General features: G+C 66.0%; 28 protein-coding genes. 15 read left to right on the top strand and 13 right to left on the bottom strand.

Going from position 1 to position 25,470, the window contains the following annotated elements; genetic code table 11:
- Positions 1-228 precede the first annotated feature (228 nt).
- Positions 229-696 carry a GNAT family N-acetyltransferase gene (locus tag ABE093_RS04630; protein ID WP_430759664.1) on the top strand — a complete coding sequence of 156 codons (468 nt, stop codon included), beginning with the start codon at positions 229-231 and terminating at the stop codon, positions 694-696.
- A gap of 2 nt (positions 697-698) precedes the next feature.
- Positions 699-1,124: a zf-TFIIB domain-containing protein gene (locus tag ABE093_RS04635; RefSeq protein ID WP_430759665.1), complete on the top strand. Its 426-nt coding sequence runs from the start codon at positions 699-701 to the stop codon at positions 1,122-1,124.
- Here the strand turns inward: ABE093_RS04635 and ABE093_RS04640 are convergent.
- From ABE093_RS04640 to ABE093_RS04670, 7 genes are all read right to left on the bottom strand, one after another.
- A complete protein-coding gene (locus tag ABE093_RS04640; RefSeq protein WP_430759666.1) occupies positions 1,102-1,821 on the bottom strand; it encodes a haloacid dehalogenase-like hydrolase in 720 nt (239 codons plus the stop codon). The two genes, ABE093_RS04635 and ABE093_RS04640, sit on opposite strands and share 23 nt — an antisense overlap.
- Positions 1,822-1,853: 32 nt before the next feature.
- Positions 1,854-3,221, bottom strand: a complete 1,368-nt coding sequence (locus ABE093_RS04645) for an ATP-binding protein (RefSeq protein WP_430759667.1) — start codon at positions 3,219-3,221, stop codon at positions 1,854-1,856.
- A 1-nt stretch (position 3,222) separates the two neighbouring features.
- Complete coding sequence (locus tag ABE093_RS04650; protein WP_430759668.1) at positions 3,223-3,897, bottom strand: winged helix-turn-helix domain-containing protein; 675 nt, start codon at positions 3,895-3,897, stop codon at positions 3,223-3,225.
- 33 nt (positions 3,898-3,930) lie between these two features.
- Positions 3,931-4,215, bottom strand: a complete 285-nt coding sequence (locus ABE093_RS04655) for a hypothetical protein (RefSeq protein ID WP_430759669.1) — start codon at positions 4,213-4,215, stop codon at positions 3,931-3,933.
- Positions 4,216-4,316: 101 nt separating this feature from the next.
- Positions 4,317-4,550: a hypothetical protein gene (locus tag ABE093_RS04660; RefSeq protein WP_430759670.1), complete on the bottom strand. Its 234-nt coding sequence runs from the start codon at positions 4,548-4,550 to the stop codon at positions 4,317-4,319.
- A gap of 286 nt (positions 4,551-4,836) precedes the next feature.
- Positions 4,837-5,508, bottom strand: coding sequence for a ribulose-phosphate 3-epimerase (gene rpe, locus ABE093_RS04665; RefSeq protein ID WP_430759671.1), 672 nt, complete (start codon positions 5,506-5,508; stop codon positions 4,837-4,839).
- A gap of 17 nt (positions 5,509-5,525) precedes the next feature.
- Positions 5,526-5,879 carry a DnaJ domain-containing protein gene (locus ABE093_RS04670; RefSeq protein WP_430759672.1) on the bottom strand — a complete coding sequence of 118 codons (354 nt, stop codon included), beginning with the start codon at positions 5,877-5,879 and terminating at the stop codon, positions 5,526-5,528.
- A 62-nt stretch (positions 5,880-5,941) separates the two neighbouring features.
- On the opposite strand from ABE093_RS04670, the gene ABE093_RS04675 reads away from it, so the two are divergent.
- The 3 genes from ABE093_RS04675 to ABE093_RS04685 are packed head-to-tail and all read left to right on the top strand — an operon-like array spanning position 5,942 to position 8,221.
- Positions 5,942-6,835, top strand: a complete 894-nt coding sequence (locus tag ABE093_RS04675) for a phosphoribosylaminoimidazolesuccinocarboxamide synthase (RefSeq protein ID WP_430759673.1) — start codon at positions 5,942-5,944, stop codon at positions 6,833-6,835.
- Positions 6,832-7,311 carry a DUF962 domain-containing protein gene (locus tag ABE093_RS04680; RefSeq protein WP_430759674.1) on the top strand — a complete coding sequence of 160 codons (480 nt, stop codon included), beginning with the start codon at positions 6,832-6,834 and terminating at the stop codon, positions 7,309-7,311. The genes ABE093_RS04675 and ABE093_RS04680 overlap by 4 nt, the downstream gene beginning before the upstream one ends.
- 1 nt (position 7,312) lies before the next feature.
- Positions 7,313-8,221: a DMT family transporter gene (locus tag ABE093_RS04685; RefSeq protein WP_430759675.1), complete on the top strand. Its 909-nt coding sequence runs from the start codon at positions 7,313-7,315 to the stop codon at positions 8,219-8,221.
- Here the strand turns inward: ABE093_RS04685 and nhaA are convergent.
- The gene (nhaA, locus tag ABE093_RS04690; RefSeq protein WP_430759676.1) at positions 8,188-9,417 is read right to left on the bottom strand and encodes a Na+/H+ antiporter NhaA; all 1,230 of its coding nucleotides are present in this window, start codon (positions 9,415-9,417) and stop codon (positions 8,188-8,190) included. The two genes, ABE093_RS04685 and nhaA, sit on opposite strands and share 34 nt — an antisense overlap.
- 89 nt (positions 9,418-9,506) lie before the next feature.
- Between nhaA and ABE093_RS04695 the strand changes: the two genes are divergently transcribed.
- The gene (locus ABE093_RS04695; protein WP_430759677.1) at positions 9,507-10,232 is read left to right on the top strand and encodes a hypothetical protein; all 726 of its coding nucleotides are present in this window, start codon (positions 9,507-9,509) and stop codon (positions 10,230-10,232) included.
- 53 nt (positions 10,233-10,285) lie between these two features.
- Here ABE093_RS04695 and hmgA read toward each other — a convergent pair whose 3' ends face one another.
- Positions 10,286-11,566 (bottom strand): homogentisate 1,2-dioxygenase, encoded by a 1,281-nt coding sequence (gene hmgA, locus ABE093_RS04700; RefSeq protein WP_430760086.1) that lies wholly within the window; start codon positions 11,564-11,566, stop codon positions 10,286-10,288.
- Positions 11,567-11,621: 55 nt separating this feature from the next.
- Entirely contained in the window at positions 11,622-12,707 is a 1,086-nt protein-coding gene (gene hppD / locus ABE093_RS04705; protein ID WP_430759678.1) for a 4-hydroxyphenylpyruvate dioxygenase, read from the bottom strand.
- Positions 12,708-12,778: 71 nt separating this feature from the next.
- Here hppD and ABE093_RS04710 point away from each other — a divergent pair, with 71 nt between their 5' ends.
- Positions 12,779-13,276: a MarR family winged helix-turn-helix transcriptional regulator gene (locus ABE093_RS04710; RefSeq protein ID WP_430759679.1), complete on the top strand. Its 498-nt coding sequence runs from the start codon at positions 12,779-12,781 to the stop codon at positions 13,274-13,276.
- A gap of 64 nt (positions 13,277-13,340) precedes the next feature.
- On the opposite strand, the gene ABE093_RS04715 is transcribed toward ABE093_RS04710, so the two are convergent.
- Together ABE093_RS04715 and ABE093_RS04720 are read right to left on the bottom strand one after the other, a co-directional pair.
- Complete coding sequence (locus tag ABE093_RS04715; protein ID WP_430760087.1) at positions 13,341-14,867, bottom strand: peptide MFS transporter; 1,527 nt, start codon at positions 14,865-14,867, stop codon at positions 13,341-13,343.
- 140 nt (positions 14,868-15,007) lie between these two features.
- Positions 15,008-15,871, bottom strand: a complete 864-nt coding sequence (locus ABE093_RS04720) for a tryptophan 2,3-dioxygenase (protein ID WP_430759680.1) — start codon at positions 15,869-15,871, stop codon at positions 15,008-15,010.
- Between the two features lie 115 nt (positions 15,872-15,986).
- On the opposite strand from ABE093_RS04720, the gene ABE093_RS04725 reads away from it, so the two are divergent.
- The 5 genes from ABE093_RS04725 (at position 15,987) to ABE093_RS04745 (ending at position 23,143) form a co-directional block, all read left to right on the top strand.
- Positions 15,987-19,220 carry a lamin tail domain-containing protein gene (locus tag ABE093_RS04725; RefSeq protein WP_430759681.1) on the top strand — a complete coding sequence of 1,078 codons (3,234 nt, stop codon included), beginning with the start codon at positions 15,987-15,989 and terminating at the stop codon, positions 19,218-19,220.
- A 139-nt stretch (positions 19,221-19,359) separates the two neighbouring features.
- A complete protein-coding gene (gene pdhA, locus ABE093_RS04730) occupies positions 19,360-20,433 on the top strand; it encodes a pyruvate dehydrogenase (acetyl-transferring) E1 component subunit alpha (RefSeq protein ID WP_430759682.1) in 1,074 nt (357 codons plus the stop codon).
- A complete protein-coding gene (locus ABE093_RS04735; RefSeq protein WP_430759683.1) occupies positions 20,430-21,425 on the top strand; it encodes an alpha-ketoacid dehydrogenase subunit beta in 996 nt (331 codons plus the stop codon). The genes pdhA and ABE093_RS04735 overlap by 4 nt, the downstream gene beginning before the upstream one ends.
- 9 nt (positions 21,426-21,434) lie before the next feature.
- Positions 21,435-22,757, top strand: a complete 1,323-nt coding sequence (locus ABE093_RS04740) for a dihydrolipoamide acetyltransferase family protein (protein ID WP_430759684.1) — start codon at positions 21,435-21,437, stop codon at positions 22,755-22,757.
- Complete coding sequence (locus tag ABE093_RS04745) at positions 22,757-23,143, top strand: VOC family protein (RefSeq protein WP_430759685.1); 387 nt, start codon at positions 22,757-22,759, stop codon at positions 23,141-23,143. The genes ABE093_RS04740 and ABE093_RS04745 overlap by 1 nt, the downstream gene beginning before the upstream one ends.
- Positions 23,144-23,152: 9 nt before the next feature.
- Here the strand turns inward: ABE093_RS04745 and ABE093_RS04750 are convergent, their stop codons facing one another.
- Positions 23,153-23,854 carry an ArsR/SmtB family transcription factor gene (locus ABE093_RS04750; RefSeq protein WP_430759686.1) on the bottom strand — a complete coding sequence of 234 codons (702 nt, stop codon included), beginning with the start codon at positions 23,852-23,854 and terminating at the stop codon, positions 23,153-23,155.
- A 70-nt stretch (positions 23,855-23,924) separates the two neighbouring features.
- Between ABE093_RS04750 and ABE093_RS04755 the strand changes: the two genes are divergently transcribed.
- Genes ABE093_RS04755 through ABE093_RS04765 form a run of 3 tightly spaced genes read left to right on the top strand, consistent with a single transcriptional unit; the run spans position 23,925 to position 25,469 of the window.
- Positions 23,925-24,605 (top strand): DUF6058 family natural product biosynthesis protein, encoded by a 681-nt coding sequence (locus tag ABE093_RS04755; RefSeq protein WP_430759687.1) that lies wholly within the window; start codon positions 23,925-23,927, stop codon positions 24,603-24,605.
- Entirely contained in the window at positions 24,602-25,084 is a 483-nt protein-coding gene (locus tag ABE093_RS04760; RefSeq protein WP_430759688.1) for an OsmC family protein, read from the top strand. Before ABE093_RS04755 ends, ABE093_RS04760 begins: the two co-directional genes overlap by 4 nt.
- A complete protein-coding gene (locus ABE093_RS04765) occupies positions 25,077-25,469 on the top strand; it encodes a hypothetical protein (protein WP_430759689.1) in 393 nt (130 codons plus the stop codon). The genes ABE093_RS04760 and ABE093_RS04765 overlap by 8 nt, the downstream gene beginning before the upstream one ends.
- Position 25,470: the final 1 nt, after the last annotated feature.

Genomic DNA, 25,470 nt, shown 5'->3' on the forward strand with positions numbered 1-25,470 from the left:
GTCCGGCCGCCATGCGGTCGCGCGCGGCTTGAACAGGCGGCCAATAAATGAGCGAGTGATGACGATGCAGCGCGTGCGCCTTGACGCGGCCCTTCGGGTTGCCGTGTCCGGCCGCCATGCGGTCGCGCGCGGCTTGAACAGGCGGCCAGCCTGTCGCTGCGCCGCGCGCGACCACCTGACAATCGGACACGGCAACATGGCCTGTGCCGATAGCGCTAATAGGCCCTTGTGACCCGCGATCCATACGGCGCCCTGCCCGAGGCCGACCTGCGGCTGGCCTCGGTGATGGATGCCGAGGATGTCGCTTCGCTGCTGACCACGCTTGGCTATCCCTGTGATCGCCATGACGCGGCCAATCGCATCCTCACCATCATCGAGAACGATCGCCAGACTTTGGTGCTGGCGCGCGGTTCCGATGGCGCGGTCTCCGGCCTGATCGCTCTAGATTTCATGTACTACCTGCCGCTGGACACGACCACCTGCCGTATCACCGCGCTGGTGGTGACGACGGAAGCGCAGGGGCGCGGCATCGGTCGCCAGTTGCTGCGCGAGGCCGAGCGTCGCGCGCGCGCCGCCGGCGCCGCCCGCATCGAGTTGACCAGCGGATCGCAGCGCACCGACGCCCACAAGTTCTACCGCGACAACAACTACAGCGACGGCACCGTCCGTTTCGTCAAATACCTCGGCGCCGCCTGAACATGTCCAGCAGTCCCATCGTTCCCAAATCCCTGACCTGCCCCAAGTGCGGCGGCAACATGCCCAAGCTGGCGATCGCCGAAGACGACGCCTGGCGTTGCGAACAGTGCAAGGGATTGTGGCTGGGCATGAACGCCTACGCCCATCTGCGTGAGCAGGCCGACGCGATCGACACGGGCGCCGTGGCGGCCGATCGCCCCAACAATGCCGATGACCATCGCACGATGCCGTGCCCGTATTGCGTCGACCGCGAACTGATCCACATGGTGGACAGCGCCCAGCCGCACATCCATTTCGAGAGCTGCCTGAATTGCTACGGCCGCTATTACGATGCCGGCGAGTTTCGCGACGTGTCGGAAGAAACCTGGCGCGAGCACATCGGCGCGCTGATCGAGACGCTGCGCCTCAACCTCGCGCCATCGCTCTAGGATCGGGATCGCCGGCGCGGCCGGGGCAGCCCCAGTTGAGGATGGGCGTGTCCGGACGCAGCAGGCGGCGGAACACCTCGACCGAACCGGGCTTGGGATTCACCACCACCGGGCGCCGCGCCGACAGCAACAGGGGCAGATCGGCGGTGCTGTCGCTGTAGGCGGCATCGATCGGCGCGGTGTAGCCCGCATCGCGGATCATCGCCATCTTCATCTCGTGATGGCAGTGGCGCGTCGCCACCACGCCACCGAAGCGCGGCCCGACCTCGGTACCGATCACCGGCAGGTCGTCGTGCGCGACGAAATCGAGGATGGCGCGCGCCAGTTCCGGCGGCGCGCCGGTCGCAACGATCACGGTATCGCCACGGGCGCGATGCAGGTGCAGCACCTTGAGCGCATCCGGCAGCAGGCGGGCGCGGATCTGGTCGGCGTGGGTCGCGACGTATTCGTCGATCAGCGCGTCGAGGTCGCGGCTGCGATGCATCCCCACCGTTCCGACCCAGACGAATGCCGAAATGCCGTGGCGACGCGTCGGCAACCACGCCACCATCGGCCCCGCGACCGGCAGGATCAGCAGTGCCAGCAGGCGGCGCCACCAGCTGCGACGGATCAGCCACGCGAACAGGTGGCTGCCAGAATCGCCGTTGTAGAGCGTGTGGTCGAAATCGAAAACGACGAAATGTCCGGGGTCGGGCATGGAAGGCGAATGAGTTTGTTTGAAGCCTGGCGTCAGGCAACGGCGCGTGGAAGGGTAACCCGGACCAGCAGGCCTGGGTGGTGATCGAGCAACTCGATGCGGCCGCCGTGGCGGGTGGCGATCGCGCGCACCAGACTCAACCCCAGCCCGCTGCCGGGCGAACCGCGATGCGCTTCCAGGCGTTCGAAACGGTCGAACACGCGCAGGCGGTCCTCCTCGGGAATGCCGGCGCCCTGGTCGGCGACATCGATGAGAACGACAGGGCCATCGGGCCGTACCGCGAGTTGCACGGCGCTGCCATCGGGCGTGTATTTGATCGCGTTGTCGAGCAGGTTCAACACCATCTGGAACAACTGGTCGGCGTCGCCGTGCGTGTCCGCGGCTTCACCCCCCAGTTCGATGCGGATGCCACGTTCCGCCGCGATCGGCGCGTACATGTCCTGCGCGTCTTCCAGCAGCGGCCATAGCGCGACGCGTGGCGCGTCCGGCCCGAGGGATTGCGCCTCGATGCGCGACAGCCGCAGCAGGCCGGCGAAGGTGCCGAGCAACTGGTCGGTGTCATTGACCGCGGTATCCAGCGACGTCCGTTGCGACGATCCCGGTTCCGCGTCCTCGCGCAAATCGTCGAGACGGTTGCGCAGGCGCGTCAGCGGCGTTCGCAGGTCGTGGGCGATGTGGTCGGTGGCGGCGCGCACGCCTTCCATCAAGCCATTGATGCGATCGAGCATGCTGTTGACGCGCTGGGCCATGAGGTCGAAGGCATCGCCGCTTCCGTCGACGCGGACGCGTTGCGTCATGTCGCCGGCGGTGATGCGTTGCGCGGTGGCATCGAGCGCGCGCAGGCGTTCGGTCACCCAGCGCGAAACCAACCAGCCCAGCAACATGCCGAGCGCGATGCCGGCGACCAGCGTCGCGACCGAGGTGCGCAACATCAGCCGCCGGAAACCGTCCTGCGCGCGCGTGCGCAAGGCCACCACCAGCACGCTGCCATCGCCGAGCGGCGTGGCATGCGCCATCGTGCGGGCATCGTCGTCGGTGTCCTCGTCGGAAAATTCATAGCTGTGGCTGGTGCCGACGGCGGCGGTCGCGCCACCGGCGGGCAACGGCAGTGCGGTGCCTGCCAACAGGCGGCCATTGGCATCCCACAACGCGAACGCGCTGTCGGGATCGTCGGGTTGCTCGGTGCGCGACTGCACTTCCTGGCGCAACGCCGGCATGCCGCCGGAACGCGCGACATCGAGGAGGCCGGCGGTCTGCAGGCGCAGCACATCCTGGCTGTCCTTCTCGAGCAGGACCGATACGCCGAAATACACGCCGGCGCCGATCAACATGAAGGCCAGCAGGAAGGCGGCCGACACCATCAACGCCAGGCGCCGGCTGGTGGAGCGCCACGGCGCCATCTCAGCCGTCCAGTCGATAACCGGCGCCGCGCACCGTTTGCAGCAGCGGACGATCGAAGCCGTTGTCGATCTTCTGGCGCAGGCGGCTGATGTGGACGTCGATGACGTTGGTCTGCGGATCGAAATGGTAGTCCCACACCGATTCCAGCAGCATGGTGCGGGTGACGACGCGCCCGGCGTGGCGCATCAGGTATTCGAGCAGGCGGAATTCCCGCGGCTGCAGTTCGATGCGCTTGCCGGCGCGGACCGCTTCGCGCTTGAGCAGGTCGAGCTCGAGGTCAGCGACTTTCAGCCGCACCGGTTCGGAACCGCCGGAATTGCCGCGACGCGCGATGCTGTCGAGGCGCGCGCTCAGTTCGGCGTAGGCAAACGGCTTGGCGAGATAGTCGTCGGCGCCGGCGCGCAATCCTTCGACGCGATGTTCGACATCGCCGAGCGCGGTGAGCAGCAGCACCGGCGTGCGGTTGCCGGCGCCACGCAGCGTGCGCAGCACGGTCAGGCCATCAAGGGCCGGCAGCATGCGATCCATGACGATGGCGTCGTACTGTTCGGTGGTGGCGAGGAACAGGCCTTCGCGGCCGTCACTGGCGCCATCGACGGTGTGGCCGTCCTCGCGCAATCCCTTGAGGACGAAATCCGCCGTCTGCGTATCGTCCTCGATGATCAGGATCCGCATGCACCAACTCCGCTTCAGACCGAAACCGAGAGCTTAATGCTTCGTCGGTGTATTCCGTGCATCGGCACCCGGATCGGGCTTGGCCGGCATCGCCGATTTCGGCATGTTCCAGCGTTCGCAAATGCCGAGATGGCTGCGGCGTGCGCAGCGACGCACCACTTTCTTGCGGACATGGCCGGCGGCGTTGCCGGGATCGACGGGATCAACCGCCGTCACTGCGGGCTCGCTCGCGGCCACCTGAGCGGCAACCGGCACGGCGTGCGCCGAGGCACCCACCATCACCAGCAACATCGCGATGAACGCCACCCGCCACATCATCCGTTCTCCGTTCTTTCAGACGAAACCGCCCGCGCAGGGCGGGCGGTTCGTTGGTTCCCGCGATGCGGGTGCCCTGCGGCCCCGCATCGGGTGCGCGTCCCTTACTTGGCCGGGGTCGCGTCCTTCGGAGCATCCATGCCGGCGTCGGTCTTGGCGGCGGCAGCCTTGTGGTGCTTGTGATGCTTCTTGTGATGCATCTTCTTGTGATGATGCTTGGCCATCGGCTTGGCATCGGAAGCCGGGGCGGCGGCCGGAGCCGGAGTGGCGTCCTGGGCAAAGGCAACATTGGCGCCGAAGGCGAGCAGGCCGGCGAACAGCAGGGCGGAGAGCTTCATTTGAACTTCCTCATGACTGTGTGGGGGTGCAACACGCGGTGGGACATCCACCGTGGGCCCACAGTGCGCCGGCCGGGTTGCCCGCAGGTTTGCCCCAACATGAACATTTGGTCATGTCCCGGAGCGGTGTCATTCGCGCGTCATGACGCACCTGCAGCATGGAAGGCCATCGCAGGGAAGAAACGCGGGGGATGGAGCCTCCAAATATTCCGGATGACGCCCTTGGGCGCCATTCAATTTCGAGACGACGGCGCCTCTCCGGGCGCCCTTTTTTTGTCCGCGGCGATCAGCGCGTCGCGGCGACCGCGGCCTTCATCTCCGCAATGATCTTGCGATAGTCGGGCTGACCGAAGATGGCCGATCCGGCGACGAAAGTGTCGGCACCCGCAGCTGCGATCTCGCCGATGTTGTCCGGCTTGACCCCGCCATCGACTTCCAGGCGGATCGGCTTGCCAAACGCCGTGATGCGCGCGCGCACTTCGCGCAGCTTGCGCAACGTCGACGGAATGAAAGCCTGGCCACCGAAGCCGGGATTGACCGACATCAGCAGCACGTAATCGAGGTCTTCCAGCAGATAGTCGAGCACGTCGACCGGCGTTGCCGGATTCAGCACCACGCCGGGCTGGCAGCCACTGGCACGGATCAGCTGCACGGTGCGATGCGGATGCAGCGAGGCTTCGGGATGGAAGCTGATATGGGTCGCGCCGGCCTTGGCGAACATCGGCACCAGCGCATCGACCGGCTCCACCATCAGGTGCACGTCGATCGGCACGGTCACGCCGTGCTTGCGGAGCGCCTCGCACACCATCGGACCGATGGTGAGGTTGGGCACGTAGTGGTTGTCCATCACGTCGAAATGCACCCAGTCGGCGCCGGCGGCAAGGACGTTGTCGACCTCTTCGCCGAGACGGGCGAAATCGGCGGACAGGATCGATGGGGCGATGACGGTGGATTGCATGGAATCTCTTTCCTGGATCAACGGTTGCGGCGCAGGGCCTGGATGCGGCGGCGCGCCGCGTTGAGCTGGTGCATGCGTCGTTCGCCAGCGGCACGCGCCGCGGCATCGACCTGGCGATCGGGATGGGCCGCTGCAACCGCGCGTCGCCACGCCAGTTCGATCTCGGCATCGCTGGCCTGCGGACTCACGCCAAGGACGGCATAGGGATCATCGGAGGTGCCTGCGTTGGCCGGACGGTTCGCCGGAAAACGGCGTTCCAGCGCGAGGATCCACAGCAGCACGCCGATCAGGGCGCCGATCAGCGGATTGCCGCGCATCAACAGGGCGCCCGCCACGGCAGCGATCGCCCGTCCTGTCCAGTGGCCACTCATCGCATCATGATACCCGCCCGCTGCCGGCGGCCCGATACAATGGTTTTTTGCCGGAGTCCCGCGTGGCCACCACTCTCTCGCAGTCCGACCTGCCCGGTCTCGACCTGATCCACCGCGGCAAGGTCCGCGATGTCTACGACCTGCACGATGGCCGCCTGCTGATGGTCGCCAGCGATCGCCTGTCGGCGTTCGACGTGGTGCTGCCCGATCCGATTCCCGGCAAGGGCGAGATGCTGACCCAGATCAGCAATTTCTGGTTCGCGAAGACCGCGCACCTCCTGCCCAACCACCTGACCGGCGATGACGTCGCCAGCGTGCTGCCGGCCGGCGTCGATCCGGGGCTGTATGCCAAGCGCAGCGTGGTGACCAAGAAGCTGAAGCCGGTGCCGGTGGAATGCATCGCGCGCGGCTACCTGATCGGCAGCGGCTGGAAGGATTACCAGGCGACCGGCAAGGTCAGCGGCATCGAACTGCCGAGCGGCCTGCAGCAGGCGCAGCAGTTGCCGCAAGCGATCTTCACGCCGTCGACCAAGGCGGCGGTCGGCGACCATGACGAGAACATCGATTTCGCCACGGCGGCCGCGACGGTCGGCGAATCCCTCGCGACGCAGGTGCGCGACGCGACGCTGAAGCTGTATGCGTTCGCGCGCGACTACGCCGCCGAACGCGGCATCATCCTCGCCGACACCAAGTTCGAATTCGGCACCGACGACAGCGGCACCCTGTACGTGATGGACGAGATCCTGACGCCGGACTCCTCGCGCTACTGGCCGGCCGACAGTTACCACGTCGGCACCAGCCCGCCGAGCTACGACAAGCAGTTCGTGCGCGACTATCTGGAAACGCTGGACTGGAACAAGCGCGCGCCGGGTCCGAACGTGCCCGCCGACGTGATCGCCAAGACCCGCGCCAAGTACGCGGAAGCGCTGCAACGCCTTGCAGGAATCGACGCATGAACACCCAAGCCGAACGCCCGGTCGATCGCTGGTTCTCGAGCTATTCGGGCGACCACGTCAATCCGACCAACCAGTTGATCCATGTCGTCTGCGTGCCGGCGATTTTCTGGTCGGTGATCGCATTGCTGTGGTGCATCCCGGTGCCGGGCTCGCTGTTCCGCCAGGGACTGTGGGCGGCGCTGGCGATGTTCATCGCGTGGTCGTACTACTTCCGGTTGTCGCGACCACTCGGGCTCGGCATGTTGCTGGTCTTCATCGTCATTTCCTGGAGCATGCGCTGGCTGCATGGCGCGATCGGCGGCATGCAACTGACGTGGCTGGCGCTGGCGGTGTTCGTTGTAGCGTGGATCGGCCAGTTCATCGGCCACAAGATCGAAGGACGCAAGCCCAGCTTCTTCACCGACCTCACCTATTTGCTGATCGGCCCGCTGTGGGTGCTCGCCAAGCTCTATCGCAAGCTCGGCATCGCGTACTGAAATGGCGGCGGGCGACCTGCGCGGGCGCGATATCGCCCTGCTGATGCTGGTCTGCCTGACCTGGGCCTGCAATTTCCTGACCTCGGCGATCGCGCTGCGCGAAGTGCCGCCGATCCTGTTCACCGCACTGCGCTTCATCCTGTTGCTGGTCGTGTTGCTGCCGCTGATCCGGCGACCGCCACCCGCGCAATGGCCACGGTTGATCGCCAGTTCGCTGCTGGTCGGCGTGCTGCATTTCACCCTCGGCTTCGTCGCGGTGAAACTGGCCGGGCAACTGACCTCGCCCGCCATCCTGATGCAGAGCTATGTGCCGATGACGACGCTGCTGGCGTGGTGGCTGCTCGGCGAACGTTTCGGCTGGCGCACCGGATTGGCGATCGCGACGAGTTTCGTCGGCGTGCTGGTGCTCGGCCTCGATCCCGACGTGCTGGCGAAACCGATGGCGTCGTTGGCGATGCTGACGGCGGCATTGATGCTGGCCATCGCCACCATCATGATGAAGGGACAGTCCGGCATCAGCGTGTGGTCGCAGCAAGGCTGGATGGCCGCGCTCAGCATCCTCCCGTTGCTGGCATTGAGCGCATGGCTTGAACCGGGCGCGATCGCGCACCTGCCGCAGGTGTCGTGGAAGGCATGGTTCGGCGCGGCGTTCGCAGCCTATGCATCGTCGCTGCTCGGCCACGGCTTGTATTACTACCTGGTACAACGGCGTCCGGTCGCACAACTGATGCCGTGGCTGCTGCTGGTGCCGGTGTTCGCGATGGCGCTCGGCATCGCCTTCTACGGCGATCGCCCGGGAACGCGGGTATGGATCGGCGGCGCGCTGGTGCTGGGCGGCGTGTTCGTCATCGCCATCCGCCAGCTGCAACGCGGTCGTCAGGCGGTATCGCCGCCAGTGCCGGAAACCTGATCGACGCGACGCGGGACGAAACGCAGCCACGCCAATCCGAGCAAGGCCGAGATCAGCGATCCGCACAACACGCCGAGCACCGCGCCATCGAAGTGCTGGCCATCGCCGCCGAATGCCAGCGAGGCGATGAACAGGCTCATGGTGAAGCCGATTCCGCAGAGCATGCCGAGTCCGGGCAACGCGCCCGGCGAAATTCCCGCCGGCAGCGTGGAAAGACGCGTGGCATGGCAGAACAGGGCGCCGGCACAGATGCCGAGCGGCTTGCCGAGCGCCAGTCCGGCGATCACCGCCAGCGGCACCCCGTGCGCGAGATCGCCCAACTGCAGGCCATGCAGGGTCAAGCCGGCGTTGGCGAAGGCGAAGATCGGCAGGATGGCGTAAGCCACCCATGGATGCAGCGCGTGTTCGAGTGATTCGAGCGGCGTCTCGCTTGTGTCGTCATCGATGGCGGCGCGATGCGGAATCATCAACCCCGTGACCACGCCCGCCAGTGTCGCGTGCACGCCCGAAAGGAGCATGCAGGCCCACATCGCCACGCCGACGAGCAGGTACGGCCACGCGCTGCGGACGCCCTTGCGATTCAGCGCAACCATGAGCAGCCACGCCAATACCGCACCGGCCAATGCCAGCCACGACAACTGCCCGGCATAGAACAGCGCGATGATCAGGATCGCGCCGAGATCGTCGGCGACGGCGATCGTCGACAGCAGCAGGCGCAACGCGGTCGGCACGCGGCGACCGAGCAGCGCCAGCACACCGAGCGAGAACGCGATATCGGTCGCGGTGGGAATCGCCCAGCCGCGTTGCGCGCCCGGGTCAGCGCCGGAAAGCACGACATAGAAGATGCCCGGAACGACCATGCCGCCGAAGGCGCAGGCCACGGGCAACCACAGCTGCCCTCTTCCGGACAATTGCCCCGACACCGTTTCGCGCTTGATCTCCAGCGCCACCAGCAGGAAGAACACCGCCATCAGGCCATCGTTGATCCAGTGCAATGCATGGCCACGCCATTGCGCGTAAACGGCCTGCCACGGCGAATTGGCGATGGCCAATGCCAAGGCCGCAGCCACGATCAGCAGCAATCCGCCCGCCGCTTCCAGCCGGAAGAATTCCTGCAACGCGCGCATGGCCCGCATGCGCATGTCGAAGCGAACGGATTTCGTGACGTGGTCCGGCATTTCCGTAGTTTCGCTCATTCGCGAGAGGCGTTGCCACGCCAGCGTCATCGAACGTACATCGGCGACAACTAGCTTGCAGTCCTCCCGACCCACATGTTGCCCCCGACATGCTGCTGCACAAGACCGAACTCGCACGCGCCACGCTCGCCCGCACCGGCACCGAACTGGGCCGGCGCGAACGCCAGGTACTGATCCTCTGCGATGGACAGCGCAACCTCAATGACATCGTCTCGATGCTCGGCGTCGATTCGCTGGGGATGATCCAGTCGCTGATCGCCTCGGGCTATCTCGCGCAAGGCGCGGCCGCGGCGCCATCACCGACACCGTCGGCAGGCAAGGGATTGTTCGGTCGTCTCGCCGGAGGTCCGCGCCAGGCCACGACACCCGCGCCGGAAACACCTGCAGCACCGGCAGCCCCGGCTCCCGTGCCCGCCGTTGCCGCGGCAGCAGCCCCAGTCGCCTCGACGCCCCCGCGCGCAACGCAATCGCGGCGCTCGATGGCGGCCTGCAAGATGTACATGATCGACATGCTGCAACTGCAACGCACGCCGGAAGCGGCATCGCTGGCGGTCGCGCTGCAGACGGCGCAGGACGACGACGAACGCGCGCTGGCGCTGGTCGATGCGCTGACCTGGCTGCGCACAGCGACCAAGGCCTCGGTGTGCGAACGCGTGGCCGAACGCTTGAAGGAAATCGTGCCCGAGGCCTATCTCGCCGGAATCGAAGCGGCGTGGCAGCAGATGATCGTCAACGACTTATCGGCCGCCGACACCGGCAGCAACGTGGTTCGGTTCGAAATGGCGCCGCGACAAGCCCTGCCCCGAGCCGGATAAATCAACGCGTCGCCACGCGCCAGGGAAATTCGCAGGCCAAGGAGCCTGCTTGATCACTTCTTCCCGAGATCGAAGTGCTTCTGCAAACCGGCCCAGCAATGCTGGTAGTCGCGCTGGCGGTGCGCCGCGTCGATCGCCTGTTGCGCCGGACGGATCACGTTGCGCGATTCGAACATGAAGGCCATGGTGTCCGTGATCGCATGCGGCCTGGAAGTATCGGCGGCGCTGGCTTTCTCGAACGTCTCGGCATCCGGGCCGTGGCCGGTCATGCAGTTGTGCAGCGAACCGCCACCGGGCACGAAGCCGTCGGCCTTGGCGTCGTAGGCGCCGTGGATCAGGCCCATGAATTCGCTGGCGATGTTGCGGTGGAACCACGGCGGGCGGAAGGTGTCCTGGGCGACCAGCATGCGTGGCCCGAAGATCACGAAGTCCATGTTGCCAACGCCGGGCGTATCCGACGGCGAGGTCAGCACCAGGAAGATCGACGGATCGGGATGGTCGAAGCTGATCGAACCGATGGTGTTGAACTTGCGCAGGTCGTATTTGTACGGCACGTGGTTGCCGTGCCAGGCGACGACGTCCAGCGGCGAGTGGCCGATGTCGGCGCGCCACAGATGGCCCTGGAATTTCGCGATCAGCTCGAAGTCGCCTTCGACATCTTCATAGGCCGCGTTCGGCGTCAGGAAATCGCGCGGATTGGCCAGGCCGTTGCTGCCGATCGGACCGAGGTCGGGGATGCGCAGGAAGGCGCCGAAGTTCTCGCAGATGTAGCCGCGAGAATCGCCATCGGGCAGCGCGACGCGGAAACGCAGGCCGCGCGGGATCACCGCGATCTCATGCGGTTCGACATCGAGCGTGCCGAGTTCGGTTTCGATGTGCAGCCGGCCCTGCTGCGGCACGATCAGCAATTCGCCATCGGCGTCGTAGAAGTAGCGCCCCTGCATGTCGCGGTTGGCCGCGTACAAGTGGATGCCGATGCCGTGCTGCGCCGCCGCCGAGCCGTTGCCACCCATGGTGAACAGGCCATCGACGAAATCGGTCGGCGCCGATGGAATCGGCAGCGGATTCCAGCGCAACTGGTCGGGCGTGACCGGACCATCGCCGAAGTCGTTATGGAAATGCGGATGGCCGAGCAGCGAGAACTGCCCGTGCATCGCCGCCGGGCGGATGCGGTACAGCCAGCTACGGCGGTTTGCGTGGCGTGGCGCGGTGAAGGCGGTGCCGCTCAGCTGTTCGGCATAGAGACCATGGGCGACACGCTGCGGCGAATTCCGCCCGACCGGCAACGCGCCGGCAACCGCCTCCGTGGCGAACTCATTGCCGAAGCCGGACATGTAGCCGTTGTTCGCGATGGTCATGGCGCTTCTTCGCTGGTGTTGGCCGGATCGATTACAGCACGCCGCGCTGCATCTGGTCGCGCTCGATCGATTCGAACAGCGCCTGGAAGTTGCCTTCGCCGAAGCCTTCGTTGCCCTTGCGCTGGATGATCTCGAAAAAGATCGGACCGAACGCGTTCTTGGTGAAGATCTGCAGCAGCTTGCGCTGGTGCGTTTCCGGATCGGCGTCGATCAGGATCTTGTTCCTCGCCAGGCGCGGCACGTCCTCGCCGTGGTTGGGCACGCGCATGTCGATCACGTCGAAATAGGTGTCCGGCGTGTCGAGGAAATCGACGCCCTTGGCGCGCATCGCTTCCACCGTGTCGTAGATGTTGTCGGTGAACAGCGCGATGTGCTGGATGCCTTCGCCGTTGTATTCGCGCAGGTATTCGTTGATCTGCGACTTCTCGTCGCTGGATTCGTTGAGCGGGATGCGCACGATGCCGTCCGGCGCGGTCATCGCCTTGGACAGCAGGCCGGTCTTGGCGCCCTTGATGTCGAAGTAGCGGATCTCGCGGAAGTTGAACAGCTTCTCGTAGTAATCCGACCACTTCTGCATGTTGCCGAGGAAGAGGTTGTGGGTCAGGTGGTCGATGAAGGTCAGCCCGAAACCCGGCGGATGTTGGTCGACGCCGGCCAGCGGCACGAAATCGACGTAAAGGTCCTCACGACCGTCATCGATCAGATAGAGCATGCAATCGCCGATGCCCTTGATCACCTGCGCATCGACCGCACCAGTCTCGGCGCGGAAGTCGATTTTTTCGCCGCCGTTGGCCAGCACATGCTTCAACACTTCGGCGCTCGGCGTGCGGAAACGGATCGCGAAACCGCAGGCGGACGGGCCATGCTTCTGCGCGAAATCGGAAGCGAAGGAGTCGGCGGTTTCGTTGAGCAGGAAGTTGATCCGGCCCTGGCGGAACAGGGTGATGTCGCGCGACTTGTGCTTGGCCACCGCGGTGAAGCCGAGGTTCTCGAGGTAGGCGCGCATGGCCTGGCCCTGGCCGGCCGGCGCCGCGAACTCGACGAACTCGAATCCGTGGATTCCCATCGGGTTCTCGAAGGTGGTGACGGTCATGCCGACGTTGGGTTGCGCGTTCATGGCAAGCTTCCTCTCGTTGAACCCCCATTCTATAGTTTCAATTGCAACCATCTCAAGGTACCCCCTCCCGGATGACCAAGCCCCGCCCTGCCCGCCACGCCGAACTCGCCCTGGAACGCTTCCTGCCCTACCGGCTGAGCGTGCTGTCCAATCGCATCAGCGGCGCGATCGCCCGCGAATACCAGCAGCGCTTCGCCCTCAGCATCACCGAGTGGCGGGTCATGGCGGTCCTCGGGCGCTATTCGGGCCTGTCGGCGACCCAGGTCGCCCAGCGCACGGCGATGGACAAGGTGGCGGTGAGCCGCGCGGTGGCGCGCCTGCTCGATTCCGGACGGATCGCCCGCGACTTCGACGACGACGACCGCCGCCGCTCGGTGCTGCGGCTGTCCGAGGCCGGCTATGTCATCTACGACCAGATCGCGCCGCTGGCGCTGGGCTTCGAGCGCCAGATGCTGGAAGGCATGGCGGAGGAAGAACGCGCCCTGCTGTTCCGCCTGCTCGACCGCCTCGACGAGATGGAGTTGCGCGCGGAACACGCCGGCAAGGACGGCGACGCGCCACAGGGTTGAGACGTTTCATCACCCGCAAACAAAAACGGCGACCCGAAGGTCGCCGTTTTCGCATCGGCGCGGATTACTTCACGCCGTGCATCAGGCGATTGACCAGCGGTGCGACCAGGAACAGCAGCACGCCCGCGATCATCAGGATCCAGAAGCCCTGCGTATAGGCCGCATGCGCGGACTGGACGGTCATGCCACCCTCGCCGCTGGCCTCGCCCGCGAACAGGCCGGCCAGGTTGTTGCCCACGGCAATCGACAGGAACCACGCACCCATCGCGAAACCGGTCAGGCGCGCTGGCGCCAGCTTGGTCGTCATCGACAAACCGATCGGGGACAGGCACAGCTCGCCGATCGACTGGATCCAGTACACCGCAAACAGCGTCCAGAACGGGATCTTGCCGGTCGTCGGGTCCACCAGCGACGACAGCGCGAACATCAGCAACAGGAAGGCCAGGCCATTGAAGATCAGGCCAAGACTGAACTTGCGCGGGATGGTCGGATTGTTGCGGCCCATCTTCACCCAGATCCACGCGATGATCGGCGCGAGGCAGATGATCGCCACCGAGTTCACCGACTGGAACCATGCGTTCTGGAAGATGGTGAAGCCAAGGTCGCGGTTGACGATCTTGTCGGCGAGGAAGGTGAAGCTGCTGCCGGCCTGCTCGAAGAAGGCCCAGAAGAACACGTTGAAGACGAGGATGATCAGCATCGCGACCACCTTGTCGCGCGGCACCTTGCCTTCGCGCAGCCCCTCGACCACCAGCATGATGGCCGGCCCGATCAGGCAGGCGATCAGGATCCAGTTGAGGATCTTGGCGTCGATGTTGAGCAGGAAGTAGTAGAGCGGAATGCCGATCACCAGGCTGGCCACGATCACGCCGGCAAGACGGGCGACGCTCGATTGCGCGGCATCCGGTGCGCCCACGCCCTTCAATTGCGCGCGGCCGAACCAGAACCACAGGAAGCTCAGGATCATGCCGACGCCGGAAGCGACGAACACCACCTTGTAGGCCGGCTGGTCGCCCATGCCGAAGACGTTGCGCGCAAGGTACTCGGTGATGATCGGCGAGATCATCGCGCCGAGGTTGATGCCCATGTAGAAGATGGTGAAGCCGGAGTCGCGGCGTTCATCGCCTTGCCGGTAGATCTTGCCGACCAGGGTCGAGATGATCGGCTTGAACATGCCGTTGCCGACGATGACCGTCGCGAGACCGAGCTTGAACAGCGGTTCGGTCGGCGATGCCAGCATGAACAACCCGGCGCCCATGATCAGCGCACCGGTCAGGATCGAGCGCTGGTAGCCAATCAGCTTGTCGGCGATGTAACCGCCGAAGATCGCGGCGGCGTAGACCAATGCCAGATAGGCACCGTAGATGTGGCTGGCGTCCTTCTGTCCGGCGGGATCGCCGTTCTTGAACTGCGCAACGATGTAGAGAACCATCGCCCAACGAATGCCGTAGAACGCGAAGCGTTCCCAGAACTCGGTCATGAACAGCATCCACAGCGGCCGTGGGTGCCCCATCATCGTGGCGAAATCCGGCGGGTTGCCGTTGCTGGGCGCTTCCATCGCCGGGCCGGCAGGCTCGACACGATCGGGCATGGCTGTGGTCATGCGGTTTTCCTTGGGTGAACAGGCGCCCGGTGGGCAATCCTGCGAGATTTACCGGACTTTGGCGGTCGCCGTCAAACCGGAACCCCATTCATCCCCGTGATTTCCGGGCAGCGGTCACGCCTGCGGGATCATTCGCCTTCCACGCCGAGGTGGGTGCGGACCTCGAACAGTTCCGGGAAGAAGGTCAGGTCGAGCGCGCGCTTGAGGAAGTCGACGCCCGAGGAACCGCCGGTGCCGCGGCGGAAACCGATCACCCGCATCACCGTGCGCATGTGGCGGAAGCGCCACAACTGGAACTGCGTCTCGAGATCGACCAGGTCTTCGCACAACTGGTATTCGCGCCAGTACTGGTCGGTGTGTTCGTAGATATTGCGGAACACCGGCAGCAGTTCGGGATCGCTGGCGTGCGCGATCGACCAGTCGCGTTGCAGGTGGCGTTCGGGGATCGCGTGGCCCCAGCGCGCGAGGTAGCGCAGGAATTCGTCGTAGAGGCTCGGCGCGAGCAATGCCGCTTCAAGCGCCGCCTGTTCGACCGGGTCGTGCTTGAACACCTTGACCATGCCCGCATTCTTGTTGCCGAGCAGGAATTCGACGGTGCGGTACTGGCGCGACTGGAAGCCGCTCGACGGCCCGAGGATGTCGCGGAACTCCAGGTACTCGGACGGCGTCAGCGTCTCCAGCACCGACCATTGCGCGGTGAGCTGGTCGAGGATGCGCTTGCAGCGCGCGACGATCTTGCCGAAGCGCCAGACGCGATCTTCCCGCAACTGTTCGACCGCTGCGGTCAGTTCGTGCACCAGCAGCTTCAGCCACAACTCGGACGTCTGGTGCTGGATGATGAACAGCATCTCGTCGTGGTGCGGTGGCTGCGACAGCGGTTGCTGCGCCGACAGCAGCGTCGGCAGCTGCAGGTAGCCGGCATAGGTCATGCGTCCGGACAGGTCCGTATGGATGCCGCTTTCCAGCGCGCGGGTGTTGTCTTCGATGCTCATCCGGCGATTCTCGCATGCGCCATTGAAGTGGGTCGGCTGTCACATCATTGGCATCGATTTGGGGCATCATCGAATCATGGCGCCCCGCGTGCGCCACTTTGAGGGGAAAAACCAGATGACCAACGCTTCCATGCGCCGCTGGGCGCTTGCTTTCCTGTTGACCTTCGTCGCGGGTGCCGCGAATGCGCAGGTGGTGATCAGCCAAATCTACGGGGGCGGCGGCAATTCCGGCGCGACGCTGAAGAGCGACTTCATCGAGTTGCGCAACAACGGCGCGACCGCGGTGTCGGTGGACGGCTGGAGCGTGCAATACACCTCCGCCGCAGGCACCGGCTGGCAGCGCACCAACCTCTCCGGCAGCATCGCGCCGGGCGCCTATTACCTGGTCAAGGAAGCCGACGGCACTGGCGGTACGACCAGCCTGCCCGCGCCCGACGCCACCGGCACGATCCCCATGTCCGCGACCGCGGGCAAGGTCGCACTGGTGGGCGCCCAGACCACGCTCAGCGGCAGTTGCCCGCTGGGTGGCGCGGTCCTGGACCTGGTCGGCTTCGGCGGCGCCAACTGCTTCGAAGGCAGCGCAGCCGCCCCCGCCCCCAGCAACTCCAGCGCGATCCTGCGCAAGGGCGATGGCGCCATCGACAGCAACAACAACGCGGCCGACTTCGCGACCGGCGCCCCCGCCCCGCGCAACAGCGGCTCCGCCCCGCCGGCGCCGCCGACCGCACTGACCATTCCCGAAATCCAGGGGGCCGACCTGGTGTCTTCGCACAACGGCGAGAACGTGATCACCGAAGGCGTGGTCACCGCGCGCAAGTACAACAGCGGCTTCTTCCTCCAGGATCCGACCGGCGACGGCAACCCGGCCACCTCCGACGGCGTGTTCGTCTACACCGGCAGCGCGCCGCCTGCGTCGGCCGCGGTGGGCAACCGCGTGCGCGTGACGGGCAAGGTGAGCGAATTCACGCCCGCCTCCAACCCGAGCCAGCTCAGCATCACCGAAATCGTGTCGCCCACGGTCGAGGTCGTCAGCACCGGCAACGCACTGCCCGCGCCGATCGAACTCGGCGCCGCCGAGCTGTCGCCGGCCGCCACGCCGCTCACGCTGGAACGCTATGAAGGCATGCGCGTGAGCGTCGCCCACTCGATCGTGGTCGGCGCCTCCGACGGCAGCATCGACGAGGCCAATGCCACCTCCACCAGCGATGGCGTGTTCTACGTCACCCTGCCGACCACGGCCACGCCGTTCCGCGAGGCCGGACTCGACGTGCTCGACGCAGTCCCGGTGCCAGCGGACAAGCATCCGCCGCGCTTCGACCACAATCCGGAACGGCTGATGGTGCGCAGCTTCCAGCAGATCGGCGCGCAGCCGATCTCGGTCGACAAGGGCGCGCAGGTCGACGGCCTGGTCGGCGTGCTCGACTACTACGACGCCGATTGGGCGCTGCTCCCCGACAGCGCGACGCCGCCGACGGTATCCGGCGGCATGGCGCCGCAGCCGGTTCCGGACGTCGCTTACGAAGACGTGACCATCGGCGGCTTCAACCTCGAGCGCTTCTTCGATGACGTCGCCGACGGCAACAGCGCGCCGACCCTGACCGCGGCCGCGCTGGACAAGCGCCTCGGCAAGACCAGCGGCGCGATCTGCGACTACCTGAAGGCGCCGAACATCCTCGGCGTGGTCGAGGTCGAGAACCTGCACGTGCTGCAGCTGCTCGCCGACCGCATCAACGGCACCTGCCCGCGTGCACCGAAGTACGTTCCGTACCTGGTCGAAGGCAACGACGTCGGCGGCATCGACGTCGGCTTCCTCGTCAGTACCCGCCTGATTGGAACCGGCGACAACGGCGCCGGCGTGCCGCGCGTGGAAGTGGCCGAAGTAACCCAGTACGGGAAGACCACGACCTTCGCCAATCCGGACGGCAGCACCAGCCTGCTCAATGACCGCCCGCCGCTGCTGCTGCGCGCGGTGGTGCACCAGGACAACGGCGCGGGTTATCCGGTCACGGTGATCATCAACCACCTGCGTTCACTGAACGGCGTCGACGACGTGACCGCCGGCGGCAACGGCTGGTCCACCGGCGGTGCCCGCGTGCGCGCCAAGCGCGCCGCGCAGGCCGCCTACCTCGCCAACCTGATGCAGCAGCTGCAGCAGGCGGACCCGTCGCAGCACATCGCCCTCCTCGGCGACTTCAACGCCTTCGAGTTCAACGACGGCTATGTCGACGTGCTCGGCATCATCCGCGGCAACGAGGTGCCGGAAGACCAGGTGCTGACCTGGGTGCCGAGCCCGGTCACCACGCCGCTGGTCGACGGCTCGTCGCTGATCACCGACCCGGCGGAGCGTTACTCCTACGTGTTCCAGGGCAATGCGCAATCGCTCGACCACGCGCTGCTGAACCGTGCGTTGCTGGACTCCGCGCTCGGCGTGCGGGTGGATCACGCGCGCATCAACGCCGAGTTCGGCGTCGACAACTTCGGCAACGCCAGCGTGCCGGTGCGCGTGTCCGACCACGACCCGGTGCGGATCGCGATCGCAGTGCCGGCGTTCCGCAGCGCCGACCTCGCGGCCGTGCTCGTCGCGCGCACGGACTCGGTGCACGTGGGCGACGCCGCGCAGTTCGTCGCCGACGTGTCCAACGCCGGTCCGAGTGCGGCGGAAGCGGCCAGCGTCGCCTTCGCCTTCGACGCGCAGGTCTCGCCGCAAGTCTCCGCACCGGCGGGCTGGATCTGCGAGCAGCCGGTCGTGTCCGCGACGACCACCACCGTCGCCTGCGCCACGCCGTCGCTGGGCGCGGGCGCACACGCCGCGTTCTCGATCAGCGTGGTCACGCCTCCTGCGAACGGCGGCGGCAAGCTGCATGTCGCGATGGCAACGACCTCGCAGACCACCGATCCGGCCGGCGGCAACAACCGCGCCGATGCCGTGGTCACGGTCAATGCCAACGCCGATCTTGCGGTTTCGATGTCCGGACCGGCGAAGAAGCTGCACTACGGCCGTGTCGAATCCTTCCCGGTGGTACTCCGCAATGCCGGACCGGACACGGCGTGGCAACCCGTGCTGGTCCTGCACGGCGACGCCCCGGCCGCGAACGTCTCGCTGGGCGCGCCCACGGGCTGGAATTGCACGACCACCGGCGGCAGCGGCGATTTCACCACGCGTTGCCAGTCCACGATGGAGTTCACCTCCGGTGAGCGCCAGCAGTTCGACTTCGCCATCACCATCCCGGCGCGCCCGAACAGCACGCAAAGCCTGAACTTGAACGCCAGCGCGTCCGCAAGCACGCCGGACCCGGTCTCCGGCAACAATTCGGCGAACTACAGCAACCGCATCGTCGGCGTGCCCTGATTGCCGTTCCCGTGCATCACCAGGAAAACCCGGCTCCGGCCGGGTTTTCCATTTGGCGCCCGGCATTTGCGCAGCGCGCAACGGGAGTTTTCTACTCCGCCGGTATCATTGGCGGTCTTGGTCCGCCCACGGAGCCCAGATGACCATCGCTGCATCGTTCGAGATCGAATACCTGCAATACCTCAAGCCCGATGGCACGCTGGCGGCACCACTGCCGGCGGCGTTCAACGATCCCGCCAAGCTGGTTCCGCTGTTCAAGCGCATGCTGTTCGTGCGCACCTTCGACTCCAAGGCAATCGCCCTGCAGCGCACCGGCAAGCTCGGCACCTATGCCGCCAGCCTCGGCCACGAAGCGACGCATGTCGGCATCGGTGCGTCGATGGCGCCCGAAGACGTGTTCGCCCCGAGCTACCGCGAATACGGCGCGCAATTCATGCGCGGCGTGCGTCCGCGCGAAGTGCTGATGTACTGGGGCGGCGACGAGCGCGGCAATGATTTCGAAGGCCCGCGCAACGACTACCCGTGGTGCGTGCCGATTTCCACCCAATGCCTGATGGCAGCCGGCGCGGCCTTGGCGTTCAAGCTGCGCAAGCAGCCGCGCATCGCGGTCGCCTGCTGCGGCGACGGCGGCTCGTCGAAGACCGATTTCTACGCCGCGGTCAATTCCGCCGGCGCGTATTCGCTGCCGCTGGTGTTGTGCGTGATCAACAACGGCTGGGCGATTTCGGTGCCGCGCAAATCGCAGACCGGCGCGCAGACGCTGGCGCAGAAGGGCCTGGCCGGTGGCTTGAGCTGCCTGCAGGTCGACGGCAACGACCTGATCGCCGTGCTCGAAGCGATGCGCCGCGCCAACGAACGCGCACGCAAGGGCGAAGGCGGCAGCGTGATCGAGTTCATGACCTATCGCCTGCACGATCACACCACCGCCGACGACGCCCGCCGTTATCGCGGCGAGGACGAAGTGAAGGACGCCTGGACGCGCGAGCCCTTCCTCCGCCTGCGCAAATTCCTGATCGACAAGAAGGTGTGGAGCGAACAGGAAGAAGCCGCGTGGATCGAGGAATGCGGCAAGGTCGTCGACGTTGAAATCAACGCCTATCTGGAGACGCCGGTGCAGCCGGTGGAAGCGATGTTCGATTACCTGTACGCCGACATGCCCGCCGATATCCGCGAACAACGCGATGCCGCCATCGCCCTGGAGAAGCGCGCATGAGCGGCCAGGAAGCACAACCGATCACGCTGATCGAAGCGATTACGCAGGCGCTGGCCTATGAAATCGCCCACGACGATTCCGTCGTCGTGCTCGGCGAGGACGTCGGCGTCAACGGCGGTGTGTTCCGCGCCACCGCCGGCCTGCAGCAGCGCTTCGGCGACCAGCGCATCCTCGACACGCCGCTCGACGAAACCACGATCGCCGGCTTGACCGTCGGCATGGCCTCGCAGGGCATGAAGCCGGTCGCGGAAGCGCAGTTCGACGGTTTCATGTACCCGATGGTCGACTTCATCGTCAGCCACGCCGCGCGCATGCGCTATCGTACGCGCGGACGCCTGCACTGCCCGATGGTGCTGCGCGTGCCGTGGGGCGGCGGCATCCGCGCGCCGGAACATCATTCCGAAGCCAACGAAGCGATCTTCACCAACGTGCCCGGCTTGCGCGTGGTCATGCCGTCGTCGCCGCAGCGCGCCTACGGCCTGTTGCTGGCCGCGATCCGCGATCCCGATCCGGTGATTTACATGGAGCCCAAGCGCATCTATCGCCAGTACAAGGAACTGGTGCCGGATGACGGCGAGGCATTGCCGCTCGACGTCTGCTTCGTGCTGCGCGACGGCAGCGACATCACCCTGGTGACGTGGGGCGCGCAGGTCAAGGAAACGCTGGAAGCTGCCGACGCCCTGGCGAAGGAAGGCATCAGCGCCGAAGTGATCGACGTCGCCACGCTGAAGCCGCTCGACTTCGCGACCATCGCCGAGTCGGTGGCCAAGACCGGCCGCTGCGTGATCGTGCACGAAGCGGCGAAGACCGCCGGCTTCGGCGCCGAGATCGCCGCGCGCATCGCCGAGGAATGCCTGTTCGACCTGCTGGCGCCGGTCGAGCGCGTCACCGGCTACGACACCCACATCCCGCTGTTCCGCCTCGAAATGAAGTTCATGCCGAGCGTGGACAAGGTCGCCGCCGCCGCGCACCGCGCGATGGCGCACAAGTAAGGAACACACATGGCGAACAAGACTTTCAATCTCCCCGACCTCGGCGAAGGCCTGCCCGACGCCACCATCGTCAAGTGGTACGTCAAGGAAGGCGACACCATCCGCCTCGACGACAACCTGGTGTCGATGGAAACGGCGAAAGCCGTGGTCGACGTGCCCTCGCCGGTCAGTGGCAAGGTACTGAAACTTTCCGGCGGCGAAGGCGACGTGATCATCACCGGCCACATGCTGGCCGAGTTCGAGATCGATCCCAACATGCCGCAGCGCGCGGAAGGCCAGGACACCGGCCATCACCATGGCGGCGCACCGGCACCGGCGCCTGCCGCAGCGCCGGCACCTGCTGCGGCCAAGAGCGAAGACGCCGGCACCGTGGTCGGCGCGATGCAGGTCGGCGATTCCGTGCATGCCGAAGCGGCGACCAGCATCGGTGGCGTCAAGGCCGTGCCCGCGGTGCGCGCGATGGCGCGCAAGCTCGGCGTCGACATCGCCCGCGTCCGCGCCAGCGGCCCCGACGGCGTGGTGACGATGCAGGACGTGAAGCAGGCCGCCGCAGATGGTTCCGCGAAAATCGGCGCCGCGCCGGCGCAGCGTGCCGTCGATGCACCGGTTGCCGCTGCAGCACCGGCGCAACAGCGCAGCACCTTGTCACAGTCGGGCAAACCGATGCGCACCCAGCCGCCGGGCGTGGCCGTCACCGGCCAGCCGGAACAGCTCAAGGGCGTGCGCCGCAACATGGCGCGCGTGATGGCCGACGCGCACGCGCAAGTCGTCCCGACCACGCTGGTCGACGATGCCGACCTGCATGCATGGATCGGCAAGCAGGACATCACCTCGCGCCTGGTGCGCGCGATCGTCACCGCCTGCAAGACGGTGCCGGCGCTCAACGCCTGGTTCGACGGCGCCAACCTCACCCGCACCCTGCATCCGCAGGTCGACATCGGCATCGCGGTGGATACCGATGACGGCCTGTTCGTCCCGGCGCTGCGCAACGCCGACATGCTCGACGGCAACGGCGTGCGTGCGGCGATCAAGCGCCTGCGCGCGCAGGTCGAGGATCGTTCGATCCCGTCCAGCGAGCTCAGCGGCTACACCATCTCGCTGTCCAACTTCGGCATGTTCGCCGGCCGCTACGCGACGCCTGTGGTGGTACCGCCGTGCGTGGCCATCGTCGGCGCCGGCAAGCTCTCGCACGACGTGGTCGCGGTGATGGGCGGCATCGAGGTGCATCGCCGCATCCCGATCTCGCTGACCTTCGACCATCGCGCCGCGACCGGCGGCGAAGCCGCGCGCTTCCTCAAGGCGCTGCTCGACGACATGGCATCGCCGAACTGATGGCGCATCGCAGTCGTCTCGCCGGTTTCATCATCGATTGCCAGACCGATGACCTCGACGCCGCGGCCGATTTCTGGTCGCAGGCGTTGGGCTGCACCATCGCCAATCGCGATGCCGGCGACGCGACGTCGGAATACCAGCAATTCGGCGACACGCCGGGCGACCTGCACATCGAAGTGCAGAAGGTCACGCATCCCTCGCGCGTCCACCTCGACATCGAGGCCGACGACGTCGATGCCGAAGCAGATCGTCTCGAGAAGCTGGGCGCGAAGAAGATCGCCTTCGTCAAGCGCTGGTGGGTGATGGAAGCACCGACCGGCCAACGCTTCTGCGTGGTGAAGATGCATCATCCCGAACGCGGCGCCGCGCCGAAAAGCTGGGATTGACTAAAGCAATCAGGCCCGCGTCGAGTCGCACAGGGCATCGAACCGCCGCTGCCCCTCGGCGTTGAACACCACGATGCGGCTGCCGCGTTGGCGCTTCGCCCAACCGGCATCGAAGAAATGATCGAGCAAGGCGGCTCCAAGCCCGCCTGCCAGGTGCGGCTTGCGCATGCTCCAGTCGAGGCAGCTGCGGCATAGCGGCCTGCGTTGCGCGCGCAAGGCATCGACATCGATGCCGAATCCGGACAACCCCGATTCGCCGGCCGGCGTGAGTTCGATTGCATCGCCGATACGCCGCAACCAGCGTCGACGCATCAACGCATCGAACATCCGCACTCCGCTTTCGCCCGCGAGATGATCGAAGCACACGCGTGCGCGACGCAGCTGCGCGTCCTTCGGTCCGAGTTGCAGGTCGGTCGGCACCTGGTCGCCGGCGAGATCGTGCAGATGTTCGAGCAAGGCCGCGACGCGCGCATCCGCCAATGCGTAATAGCGGTGCCGCCCCTGCGCGACCATCTTCAGCAGTCCGCTTTCGCGCAGGCGGGCGAGATGGCTGCTGCAGGTTTGCGGGGTGATGTCGGCGATCCGCGCCAGTTCCCCGGCGGTGAGCGCCTGCCCGCCCAGCAACGCCACCAGCATGCGTGCCCGCGCCGGATCGGCGATCAGTGCCGCCAACCGTGCGATATCGGGTTGCCAGGGATCGCGTGCGCCCATGCTTCGATCATGGTCGAAACATTCTCGTCATTCAAGGTCTACAGTGGTGTCGTGCCCTGCCGGAACGCCCATGGACGCCATCGCTGCCTACCTCGCGACCCATTTCCAGACCGAGGCGGAATTCGCCGCGCACTGTGGCATCACGACGGCAGACTTGCGTGATTTGGCTGGAATCGCCGCCCCGGGGCCGTCCTATGTCGTTGCCGCGAATGGAATGATCTCCTCGCGTGTGTTCGGCGCCTCTCCTGCCGGCGATGCCGCGCCCGGCCTCTACTTCAGGACCGCCGCATCCCCCTGGATCGCGTTGGCAAGGCGATTGAACGATGCCCATGCCATGCACGATGCTTTCACTCGCGAATTCAGGCAGGCGCTGACGAGCCTGAATCAAACGACATGGCGCCTGGCCGATGCATTCGATGACGAAGGGAATGAAATCCCGAGCGGGATCGAACGGAGAGCGGAATCGGCATGGCAAAGCTTCCTCGATGGAACCTTCAATCTCTGCGTTGCCGATCCGTCCAGCGCATCGTCCATCGCGCGCAAGGAAATCCTGCAGGAAAAGCTGACCGCGGTGACGCACAACGGCAGCACCATCACGCCGGATGCCATTTCCAGGACTGAGTTGCATGCGCTGGTCCTCGATTACGCCGGAAGCTGCATGCCCTTTTCCCCCGCTGAATATCCGCACAGCAGCCGCAAACGGCTGGTGGACGATCTTTTGACCAGACTTGGAGACCTGCAACCCGCATGAGTACCCATTCCGCCCGAATCGAATGGCGACGCGATGGCGCGCGCTTCACCGACAATCGCTACAGCCGCGTGCACGACTGGAGCTTCGATGGCGGCGCGCGCATCGCCGCATCGTCCTCGCCCCACGTGGTGCGCACGCCATTCTCCGATCCGACGCTGGTCGATCCCGAGGAAGCCTTCGTCGCCAGTCTCGCCAGTTGCCACATGCTGTGGTTCCTGTCGCTCGCCGCCGAACGCGGCTGGACGGTGGACGACTACAGCGACGATGCCCTCGGCCACATGGGCACCGCCGCCAATGGCCGCGAAATGGTCGCCGAAGTCGTGCTGCGGCCACGCGTGCGTTTCGCCGGCGTCGCACCGCCGCCCGATGAATTCCACGCCGCCCACGCCGAGGCGCACGACCGCTGCTTCCTGGCCAATTCGGTGAAGTCGCGCATCACCCACGAACCGGTGATCGAAGGAGACACGGACCATGCATGACGTCGCGATCCTGCTCGACGATGTTCCGGGCGCCCTGGCGAAGATGGGTGCCGCCGTGGCGGATGCCGGGTTGAGCATCGAAGGCGGCGGCGCCTGGGTGGTGGAAGGACGCGGCGTCGCCCACTTCCTGTTCGTCGACGGCCACGCCGCGCGCACCGCGCTGGAAAATCGCGGATTGAATGTCGCGCGCGTCAGCGAGGTGGTGATGCTGCGACTGCATCAGTCGCGACCGGGACAGCTTGGCCTGCTGACGCAGCGCATGGCCGACGCCGGCGTGAATATCGAGGTGCTCTACAGCGACCACGACCACAACCTGGTGCTTGTCACCAGCGATCCCGCGCGTGCCGGCGAAGTCGCCGACACGTGGATGCGCGAAACCTGGTGAG

The sequence above is a fragment of the Solilutibacter silvestris genome (assembly GCF_050574925.1).
GTDB classification, from domain to species: Bacteria; Pseudomonadota; Gammaproteobacteria; order Xanthomonadales; family Xanthomonadaceae; genus Solilutibacter; species Solilutibacter silvestris_A.

Bases quoted from the DNA above. Each gene is read 5' to 3' on its own strand.
- rpe (WP_430759671.1), bottom strand. From the start codon at position 5,508: ATGCAATCCACCGTCATCGCCCCATCGATCCTGTCCGCCGATTTCGCC.
- hmgA (WP_430760086.1), bottom strand. From the start codon at position 11,566: ATGTCCGGCTTCGGCAATGAGTTCGCCACGGAGGCGGTTGCCGGCGCG.
- ABE093_RS04745 (WP_430759685.1), top strand. From the start codon at position 22,757: ATGGCGCATCGCAGTCGTCTCGCCGGTTTCATCATCGATTGCCAGACC.
- ABE093_RS04695 (WP_430759677.1), top strand. From the start codon at position 9,507: ATGCTGCTGCACAAGACCGAACTCGCACGCGCCACGCTCGCCCGCACC.
- ABE093_RS04670 (WP_430759672.1), bottom strand. From the start codon at position 5,879: ATGAGTGGCCACTGGACAGGACGGGCGATCGCTGCCGTGGCGGGCGCC.
- ABE093_RS04680 (WP_430759674.1), top strand. From the start codon at position 6,832: ATGAACACCCAAGCCGAACGCCCGGTCGATCGCTGGTTCTCGAGCTAT.
- nhaA (WP_430759676.1), bottom strand. From the start codon at position 9,417: ATGAGCGAAACTACGGAAATGCCGGACCACGTCACGAAATCCGTTCGC.
- ABE093_RS04640 (WP_430759666.1), bottom strand. From the start codon at position 1,821: ATGCCCGACCCCGGACATTTCGTCGTTTTCGATTTCGACCACACGCTC.
- ABE093_RS04725 (WP_430759681.1), top strand. From the start codon at position 15,987: ATGACCAACGCTTCCATGCGCCGCTGGGCGCTTGCTTTCCTGTTGACC.
- ABE093_RS04710 (WP_430759679.1), top strand. From the start codon at position 12,779: ATGACCAAGCCCCGCCCTGCCCGCCACGCCGAACTCGCCCTGGAACGC.
- hppD (WP_430759678.1), bottom strand. From the start codon at position 12,707: ATGAACGCGCAACCCAACGTCGGCATGACCGTCACCACCTTCGAGAAC.
- ABE093_RS04760 (WP_430759688.1), top strand. From the start codon at position 24,602: ATGAGTACCCATTCCGCCCGAATCGAATGGCGACGCGATGGCGCGCGC.
- ABE093_RS04740 (WP_430759684.1), top strand. From the start codon at position 21,435: ATGGCGAACAAGACTTTCAATCTCCCCGACCTCGGCGAAGGCCTGCCC.
- ABE093_RS04755 (WP_430759687.1), top strand. From the start codon at position 23,925: ATGGACGCCATCGCTGCCTACCTCGCGACCCATTTCCAGACCGAGGCG.
- ABE093_RS04655 (WP_430759669.1), bottom strand. From the start codon at position 4,215: ATGATGTGGCGGGTGGCGTTCATCGCGATGTTGCTGGTGATGGTGGGT.
- pdhA (WP_430759682.1), top strand. From the start codon at position 19,360: ATGACCATCGCTGCATCGTTCGAGATCGAATACCTGCAATACCTCAAG.
- ABE093_RS04735 (WP_430759683.1), top strand. From the start codon at position 20,430: ATGAGCGGCCAGGAAGCACAACCGATCACGCTGATCGAAGCGATTACG.
- ABE093_RS04660 (WP_430759670.1), bottom strand. From the start codon at position 4,550: ATGAAGCTCTCCGCCCTGCTGTTCGCCGGCCTGCTCGCCTTCGGCGCC.
- ABE093_RS04750 (WP_430759686.1), bottom strand. From the start codon at position 23,854: ATGGGCGCACGCGATCCCTGGCAACCCGATATCGCACGGTTGGCGGCA.
- ABE093_RS04715 (WP_430760087.1), bottom strand. From the start codon at position 14,867: ATGCCCGATCGTGTCGAGCCTGCCGGCCCGGCGATGGAAGCGCCCAGC.
- ABE093_RS04765 (WP_430759689.1), top strand. From the start codon at position 25,077: ATGCATGACGTCGCGATCCTGCTCGACGATGTTCCGGGCGCCCTGGCG.
- ABE093_RS04720 (WP_430759680.1), bottom strand. From the start codon at position 15,871: ATGAGCATCGAAGACAACACCCGCGCGCTGGAAAGCGGCATCCATACG.
- ABE093_RS04645 (WP_430759667.1), bottom strand. From the start codon at position 3,221: ATGGCGCCGTGGCGCTCCACCAGCCGGCGCCTGGCGTTGATGGTGTCG.
- ABE093_RS04635 (WP_430759665.1), top strand. From the start codon at position 699: ATGTCCAGCAGTCCCATCGTTCCCAAATCCCTGACCTGCCCCAAGTGC.
- ABE093_RS04685 (WP_430759675.1), top strand. From the start codon at position 7,313: ATGGCGGCGGGCGACCTGCGCGGGCGCGATATCGCCCTGCTGATGCTG.
- ABE093_RS04650 (WP_430759668.1), bottom strand. From the start codon at position 3,897: ATGCGGATCCTGATCATCGAGGACGATACGCAGACGGCGGATTTCGTC.